The sequence below is a fragment of the Oleiphilus sp. HI0079 genome (assembly GCF_001635105.1).
Genome location: NZ_LWFT01001208.1, coordinates 1 through 567 on the forward strand (window position 1 = coordinate 1; position 567 = coordinate 567).

Below are 567 nucleotides of genomic sequence, written 5' to 3' on the forward strand. Positions count from 1 at the left end.
GCCAAAATCATCAAGCGAGATTTTCAAACCGAGTGCGGTTAATTCGTTCAGCGCGGTAACAACGTAGTCATATTCATTGAGAAGAACGCCTTCGGTAATCTCAAGTTCAATGTTTTTGAAATCAATTTTACAGGTCTGAGCGCCAGTGCGAATCCACTCGACAAGTTCTGAATCTCTGAATTGAAGAGGCGAGAGGTTGATCGCCATCGTAAAGTCACGCTTAAACATAGCTTGGAGCTCCGAAAGCTTGGTGAGCGCCTGTTCGTAGACGAACTGTCCGATGGGAAGAATGAGTCCGGTGGATTCCGCGATCGGAATGAAGTCTCTTGGGCTTACTTGCCCTAGCTCTGGATTGTTCCATCGAACCAATACTTCAAAGCCCGTAATGTCTAAGTCGGGAAGGCTTAGTTTGGGTTGGTAGTAGCATTCAATCTCGCCGAGTTGTAAAGCTCTGTGCAGTTGCTCGGTATATTGCAGTCTGGTTTCGACCTCTTGGTTCATGTCTGCGGTNAAGAACGAATAAATGCTGCGCCCCATATCTTTAGAATGGTACATGGCGGCATCGGC

1 protein-coding gene is annotated in these 567 nt (G+C 47.2%); it reads right to left on the minus strand.

The window, feature by feature from the left end; translation table 11 throughout:
- On the minus strand, positions 1–555 hold a 555-nt coding region (locus A3750_RS21530), incomplete at its 3' end, for an EAL domain-containing protein (protein ID WP_156498820.1).
- Between the last annotated feature and the right edge of the window lie 12 nt (positions 556–567).